Source organism: Sulfurisphaera sp., from assembly GCF_059755235.1.
In genome coordinates this window covers 1-6,994 of record NZ_DBPRYF010000037.1, presented here as the reverse complement: position 1 = coordinate 6,994, position 6,994 = coordinate 1, and the positions used below count along the sequence as shown (strand labels likewise).

Annotated in this window: 10 protein-coding genes; 5 read left to right on the top strand and 5 right to left on the bottom strand. The window is 34.8% G+C overall.

The window, feature by feature from the left end; translation table 11 throughout:
* Positions 1-669, bottom strand: a 669-nt coding sequence (gene sor / locus AC3OCB_RS05845) for a sulfur oxygenase/reductase (RefSeq protein WP_498341363.1), incomplete at its 3' end; no start/stop codon positions are given.
* Between the two features lie 195 nt (positions 670-864).
* Between sor and AC3OCB_RS05840 the strand changes: the two genes are divergently transcribed.
* Positions 865-1,521 carry a hypothetical protein gene (locus tag AC3OCB_RS05840; RefSeq protein ID WP_498341361.1) on the top strand — a complete coding sequence of 219 codons (657 nt, stop codon included), beginning with the start codon at positions 865-867 and terminating at the stop codon, positions 1,519-1,521.
* Here AC3OCB_RS05840 and AC3OCB_RS05835 read toward each other — a convergent pair.
* The gene (locus AC3OCB_RS05835; RefSeq protein ID WP_498341359.1) at positions 1,514-2,353 is read right to left on the bottom strand and encodes a zinc ribbon domain-containing protein; all 840 of its coding nucleotides are present in this window, start codon (positions 2,351-2,353) and stop codon (positions 1,514-1,516) included. The two genes, AC3OCB_RS05840 and AC3OCB_RS05835, sit on opposite strands and share 8 nt — an antisense overlap.
* Before the next feature lie 81 nt (positions 2,354-2,434).
* On the opposite strand from AC3OCB_RS05835, the gene AC3OCB_RS05830 reads away from it, so the two are divergent.
* On the top strand, positions 2,435-2,935 hold the full coding sequence (locus tag AC3OCB_RS05830) for a hypothetical protein (RefSeq protein WP_498341357.1): 501 nt from the start codon (positions 2,435-2,437) through the stop codon (positions 2,933-2,935).
* A 5-nt stretch (positions 2,936-2,940) separates the two neighbouring features.
* The gene (locus tag AC3OCB_RS05825; RefSeq protein ID WP_498341355.1) at positions 2,941-4,281 is read left to right on the top strand and encodes an ATP-binding protein; all 1,341 of its coding nucleotides are present in this window, start codon (positions 2,941-2,943) and stop codon (positions 4,279-4,281) included.
* Positions 4,282-4,435: 154 nt separating this feature from the next.
* On the opposite strand, the gene AC3OCB_RS05820 is transcribed toward AC3OCB_RS05825, so the two are convergent.
* Together AC3OCB_RS05820 and AC3OCB_RS05815 are read right to left on the bottom strand one after the other, a co-directional pair.
* On the bottom strand, positions 4,436-4,753 hold the full coding sequence (locus tag AC3OCB_RS05820; RefSeq protein WP_498341354.1) for a hypothetical protein: 318 nt from the start codon (positions 4,751-4,753) through the stop codon (positions 4,436-4,438).
* Between the two features lie 90 nt (positions 4,754-4,843).
* The gene (locus tag AC3OCB_RS05815) at positions 4,844-4,975 is read right to left on the bottom strand and encodes a hypothetical protein (protein WP_498341352.1); all 132 of its coding nucleotides are present in this window, start codon (positions 4,973-4,975) and stop codon (positions 4,844-4,846) included.
* Between the two features lie 206 nt (positions 4,976-5,181).
* Between AC3OCB_RS05815 and AC3OCB_RS05810 the strand changes: the two genes are divergently transcribed.
* Positions 5,182-5,922: a hypothetical protein gene (locus tag AC3OCB_RS05810; RefSeq protein ID WP_498341350.1), complete on the top strand. Its 741-nt coding sequence runs from the start codon at positions 5,182-5,184 to the stop codon at positions 5,920-5,922.
* Positions 5,923-5,943: 21 nt separating this feature from the next.
* Positions 5,944-6,135 carry a hypothetical protein gene (locus tag AC3OCB_RS05805; RefSeq protein ID WP_498341349.1) on the top strand — a complete coding sequence of 64 codons (192 nt, stop codon included), beginning with the start codon at positions 5,944-5,946 and terminating at the stop codon, positions 6,133-6,135.
* A 240-nt stretch (positions 6,136-6,375) separates the two neighbouring features.
* Here the strand turns inward: AC3OCB_RS05805 and crn1 are convergent, their stop codons facing one another.
* Positions 6,376-6,921, bottom strand: a complete 546-nt coding sequence (gene crn1, locus AC3OCB_RS05800) for a CRISPR-associated ring nuclease Crn1 (protein ID WP_498341347.1) — start codon at positions 6,919-6,921, stop codon at positions 6,376-6,378.
* Positions 6,922-6,994: the final 73 nt, after the last annotated feature.

Here is a 6,994-nt window from a genome sequence, read left to right as displayed (position 1 = left end):
AGTCTCTAGTATCTGGTGAAATCCTTTTGCGTTTAGTTGAAGACTCCCAAGTGGTGACACTCCAATCTCTTTCAGTATCATTGCTCCAAGGAACCCTGGAGCTGCTTTGAATGCTTGTAGAACTTTTATTGCATTTTCCTCGAACTGTGACTCTAATCCTTCTTTTACTATATGCTCGCCGAATCCAACTACTCTTTTTCCATAGGGTTGTGAGATTGGTGGTACAGAAACTGGATTTCCTTCTGCGAACTTCTTACCGAACATTACTGTGAAGTCTGTCATTTCTGTGTTTAACGGCATATCTGCATAAACTATTTCATATAGTGGTTCATATGGCCCCCATACCATCTGATCTGAGCATTGTAAGCAAAGCCTAAACAAGTTCGCCCAGTTTTGTTTGTGCATTTCCTCGTGGTCTTTCCAATTCTTCCAGAAAGTATACTGCATTAGCATTATTGTCTTTAAGTCTTGTCTCATGTCTAATTGTGTTGCTCCCCATCTATTTCCCATTGGGACTGCTCCTATCTGTACGTGGTTCTGGAACCCAACAAACCCTGGATGTCTTGCTGTTACCATGCAAACTTTTGGTCCTACTTTACCGAAAAGTTCAAGTGTTTTTGGATCATTTACTACTTCTGCCATGTTTATTGCAACATATGGTTTTGGCATATTTGGTCAAATATAATATCTCATTTATTTAATTTATATTTTTTATTCTAACTTTGATTCATTTTTACTAATCCATATAATGTAGCTTTAACATAAAAATTTTTCATATACAAATTATAAAAAATGTTTATGAATCGTTTTTTGCATATTTTTCAGGATAACTTTATATAGGTAAAAGTATACATAAGTATATATATGGACAAGGAAGTATATAAACGTTTATTAGTAGCTAGTAACAAGTATGATAGATTAGATGCTTGGATGAAGGTAGAATACCTCTCTACTGTACTAGGAATCGATGAGCTAAAATCTAAGATAAATTATTACAAGGAACTTCTATGCGATGAAGATCTTGATATAGTATTACACTCGTGGCAACTTTTGCCTAAAGTTTTGAAACTAGGGCTAGTACAAAGGAATGAAGCTGATGATAATTGTTTTGTTAAAGCATTAAGGGAGGCTGACATTAACTCTTGGTGGATTGGTGTTGATCTATATAAAGAAGGTGTAATTGATATTTCTTTACTTAAGGACAATATTAAAATTTATGAAAATGCTCTTTCTTCTGATCCTTTAACTAGGCTAGGTGCTTGGAGTCTATTACCAGAGATGCTAAACCTTGGTCTTGTGAAGAATGTAGACGAGAAACTTATTACTGAGTTGCTTGAAGCCAACTTGAATTACCATATTAAACTAAATGTCCTTTATCTACTCCTAGAGTTACACGAGAAAGGAATTGTGAAGAATATAAACTATGATGCTGTGAAAAAGATCGTTAATGATCCTTCTTTCATAAAGCTTTCAGAAGCATATGATAAAGATTGGAGGACTGTTCTTTCTCTTGTTAAGTGACTTCCATATCTTGAACCAGTTGTATAATCTGTGCTGTAGCAAAAGGTAGTGCAATACCATTAACGCTGTACACCTCTACATATATGAAGTAGTTTCCAAACTGTGTTGCTACTGCAATCGCTGTGTTTGAATTAAATATAGTTGCTGGGTAAGTGTTTATGCTCGTGGTTATTACTCCGTTAGTGTAGTTAAGGTAAAACTGCTTTGCTAATGTTTCATTTTGGAACTGTAAGCATACCTCGACTAGATCATAGACTTTGTATCCGAAGTATTGATAGTACGATTTTACGTTTAGGTTGTCTTTAGTGTGAAGTATGTGTGTATAGACATATGAAGCTGTTTCGTTTGTTGGTATATTAGCTGGTACCCAACTACCTCCGAGCACTGAGTCTAACTCTTGTGGTGTCAAGGGATTTACACCTTTAGGTATATAATGTATACTCACGCCATTTAATGCTAGGGGAGTTAAAAGTAAGACAGTAACAACTATAGCTATTATCGTAACTGTTCGTATTACTCTCCTTTCTTTTTGGATGACTTTTTGTCGTATTATTTTATTTTGCTGAACACTTTCTGCAGGTTGTGATTGGTTTTGCTGAGAAGGACTTATATTTTCACTAGGTTGTTGTGGTGGCGTAAAACTCGTTGGTGTCTGTGTTGTTGGTGGTTCTGTGATTGGTTCTTCTAGCGTTGTTTCTATTTCCTTCACTTTTCTTGTTGGTTCTGGTGGTGGAACTCTTATTGTTTTTTCTTCAGGGAACCTGTAACCACAGATCTTACAAAAATTAGCGTCATCATCATTTATTGCATGACATTTCGGGCAAACTTTCATGTGTTTTTGAACTACATAATACTATATATGTTTTCTCATGAGGGAAAGGGTATTTAAGACTATTTACCTAACTTTTTAGTTATGATTGCTAAGGAGGAGGTTATTTCAGTTATAAGAGAACTTTATGACGGTAAGCCCGTTGCTTTTTCTAAGATAAAAAAGAAGATCAAAGCGGATCCAGAAGAGTTAGAGAAACTGTTAGATGAGATGTCAAAAGAGGGTCTTGTAAAGCGATATGATGTAGGGGGAGGTAAAGCTTATGAAGTGTCTAGCATTGACCCTTTCTCCTTGATCTTGTCTGAGTTGAAGAGATTAAGGGAGGAGGTTAAGAAATTAGAGGAATTGGTTGAGGGAAAGCAAAAAGTGTCTCTATCCTCATTTGATGAGGTTTATGAGAAGGTTAAGGATAATCTAGGTTACGCAAAGATGAGTGATATTAGGGTTGAGATGGGTCTTTCTAAGGAGGAGTTTTACTCAAAGTTTCGAGAGCATATAGAGAGTAAGTACGAGTTAATAGCTGGTGGGGATGAAGGTTTAGTTAGGAAAGGTTCGGTTTACGGAATAATAAAAAAGAAGAGGTGAAATAAATGATATGTGATATTCCAAAAGTAAGTGTAACTACATGGTCTTCAAAAAACGTGATCTTAGTAGGTCCAACGTATAGACAGCTCTTGAATAAGGCACTTGAATCGGTAAAAAATAAAGAAGTTGCTTCAATTATAGGACAGCCTGGGATGGGTAAAACTACTATATTAAAGAAAGTTGAAGAAACTGTACAATCATCTATCTATTTGGATTTAGCTAGTAAAAATGAAATAGAGGAAGAGTTTTGGAGTAAAGTTAGTGGAGAGAAAGTAAGGGGGATGGTCTTTCCTCTCCTAGAGAGGGATAAAAAGAAGTATGGTTATTCTTTCTTTAAGAAGATCTTTGGAGTATCTTTCCCCTCTCACTTAGAGAGTTTATGTAATAAAATGATTGCCAAAGACGATATTAATTTAAGGTTATATTGCTTAAATTATGAGAAAAGCTTTGACGGGATGATCTCTTTCCTTAGAGATTATAAGAGTTTAACTGATGTTTCCCTCCTCATTGATGAAGTTAGGGAGTCCCACATACCAAAAATACACAGGCTAATCAACTCGGGTTTACAAATTCCCATCTTAATGGCTATACCAACAGATGCTTACAGCAGAATTGGAGACCTAGCTATAAGAAGGAGGCTTGATGAAAGTAGAATTTCCCTTGACTCCCTCTCCAATGAAGATATAAAAGAGATAGTGGAAGCCTATTGTAAACCTCTGTCTGAGGAGTTATTGCCGATTGTTCTTTCTCTGTGGAAGGGTAGAGAACTAAACACTGTAAGCAGCATCCTTCAGTTTATAAGGAGCGAAGCTGAAAAGGTAAGCAAAGACTGCGGTGACAATCTGGAGTGTGCCAAAGAAAGGATAAAGTCATCTTATAGTTTAAGTAATGTTGAAGAAGACTCTAAGAACCTTGAAAAGCTGATAAGAGATTCTCTATCCTCACTGTCTAAGGAGCTAAACATTACTTATGTGCATTCAAGGGGTAAAAGGATTGAGGTCAGGGGTAAGAGTTTCGTAGCAGGGATATTCTTCATCGCTGATGGAGAAGCATATGTGGGTTTAGTTAAGCTATTCAATAACGAGAGTAAGGTAGATGAAGATTTAAAATTACTTAGTTATGTGGAAAGTGTGGAGCATGAAAAGAAGGAATACCCAGTTAAATGCCGTTTTGTAGTCACTAATTCCCCTTCATTGGAGGTTGACAATAATGTTCAAAAAGTAGAGATGAGTACTATGGAGGTTATAAGGGTTTTACAAGGTGACAATGAAATATTAGAGGAGAAGGTCAGAGGGTTAATAAGCAACTTAACACAAGGAGGAAAAGGTGAAGTAGCTGTTACATAAAAGATGGAGATCTTGTCCCTTATAATATATCTGCTGACTTGAAACAAACCAGACGTGAAAGTCACAAAGTTCTCTGAAGCTCTCTTATTTTTTCTATCATTTCTTCAGTTAAATGATGCTTTATCCAATCATAGTTTAACTCTTTAAGTAAACCTTATATATCTTCTTTCCTTGCATTGTTGTTTTTCCACTCGTCAAAAAGTGAGAGTGCTTTTTCTGTCAGCTGATAAATTCCAGGGTAATGCTTCTCCAACTCTTTAGCAGTTTTTAGCATTTCATGTTTAGGTACAGCACACTTAGTATCTTTTCTGTGTAGGTTATGTTTCATTGCTAAAGACTGAAGCATTCTCCTTTCTGCTTTATAAGCTCTGAAAGCTGACAGCTTTAACTCACCTTTCCTCAGCCTAGAATAAGAGACTAGAAAATCTTGATAGCTCATTATTGCATATGTCTTTTCGTCTCTGATTGGCATTGTGCTCTCAACACTCCTCCAAGAATTTTTCTAACAGTTCTAATAGCTGGAAATGTAACATAGTAGCTCTAACATCTCTATAATACTTCTCTATTTTAAGTGCGTTATAAATCTCTGTGAACCAGTCATTGATGGAGAAAACTTTGCAGTTGTCTTCACAATATCAACGAATACTTTTGTCAACAATCCAAATCCATAAGGTTTTGGTACTAGCATTCCCATAAATAAAACCTTGTTCAGCGAGCTATTGTAGATTTTCCCTTGGGAATATCCCTTTTTCCTCATCCGTTGCATCAAGTTGCTTTGACAAATCACTTGCTGACTGAAGAATAAGCTCAATTTCCTCTATGACAGATTTTTTGTTGGATAATATATGATTTTAAAATTTTCTAATATAAAATTTGATTTAATGTAGGAATTATTTTAAAGTGGAAAAGTATATAAAATATGTGGAAGAGTTTTTTAAACTAATCGACAAGTACAACGTTAAAATAAGAGAATTCGAGGTTGAATTAGGGAAAAGCAAAATAATATGCAGGGATGTTATACCTAAAGAAGAAGTGATTGAGAAAGTAAAAAAATATGAAGTTACACTTTATTTATACCCAGAATATTTTACGATACAAGGTTTGACAATCTACTCTTCTCAAGATTTCCTTTTGAAGAATTTTGATAAGATAATGAGCATTTTAAAAATCGTAAAGGATAGAATAGTGTTCTTTTATGGTGATGATCTTTATTTACTTGAATTTTTAATTAAACACACTGTAGACAAGGGTTTAAGGATTATAGTTAAGGATAACTGGGTTGTCGTCAATAACCTTATTTACAATCTTTCGTGTGGTGAGAATGGTCTTCTTTCTTTTCTCATGTATCTTCATGAGATTTACAGACCAATTATTGTTGGTAATTGTAGTTTGCTAAATTTTGCTTCCTATTTTATAAATAGAGGAATTGTTGCTTTTCTTGAAGATCATGTATTTATTAATGGAAATGTGATTTCTCCTCCAGACGTGAATGTAATAAACTATGTAGCAACTAAACCACTAAAGAATAGATATGAGATAATTAATCCTCAAATTGATGTCATTTCAAAGATAAAAGAGCTTGAGGAATATTATGAAGGCAAAAGGATCATTATCTCAAGGTCTTCCGTCTCTATTTTTTAGGATACAAGAATATTTCTTAGTATGGATTACTCAGATGTTGTTGAGGAGGTCTCTAAATCTGTCGTGACTATCTTAACTAAGTCGCTAACATTAGACGAGTTTTTTATGCCTTCAGTCGCTGAAGGTCCAGGTTCTGGGTTTAGTGTAGGCAATGGTTTTATAGTTACTTTTTATCACGTTATTCAAAACGCTAGAGACATAGTGATAGTCTAAAGAGATGGTTTCAATAGTAAAGGAGATATTATCGCGGTTAATCCATTTAACGACCATACACTTTTTCCCTACCGATTCAGAACGAAACCTTCAAAAATTGACAAAAAAGTTGAAACTCCGGTAGATCTTATTTCTGGGATAAACGAAGCTAGTTGAGATAAAATAGAATTTAAGATAATTAGAGGAAAGAACAAGTATAACGTAAAGTCGAAACCATATATACTGGCTGATGTATCATGATTAAGATAAAAGTATAGTCTTTGCGTTTTTAGCAATTATTTCTTTTAATTCTTCCGCTATCCTGCAATCTCCATTACCAGCTCTTTCTATTTCATCTTCTTTTTCTTTTAATTCTTTTATCTTCTGTTGTATTCTGTTATACTCTTGTTGGGGAATTATTGTTGTTACTAAATTAGCTTCTCTATGTACGGCTCCAATAGCAGCTGCTACAGACATGGCTTTTCTTCCCCCAGTAAAATCCACAAAGTCACCTTTACTGATTTTGTCAAATACAGCTTTCCTAAATAAATCATAATCGCTTTTGCTTGTTATATCGCTTATGTTTACCGGTATATCTACAATTTCCGCAGGAATTTTCATACAAGCAAAAAGTGCCTTAACCAATTTCCAAGCAAATTCGACGTCCTTATCTCTCGTCCTTATTATATAAACTTCTGAAATCTCAGCCTTTTCTGGGTTTTCAGCTTCGTAATTGCCATTTATCAAGTTTGTGTATGTTTCAAAAATCCCCCCTGGAGAAGTTCCTAGAGTTGCGATTAATTTCATAGATACAGAATAGAAAAAGAATTTATAAACCTATCACTTTAGGAACATTTTTCTCAAATGGTGGATATATAAC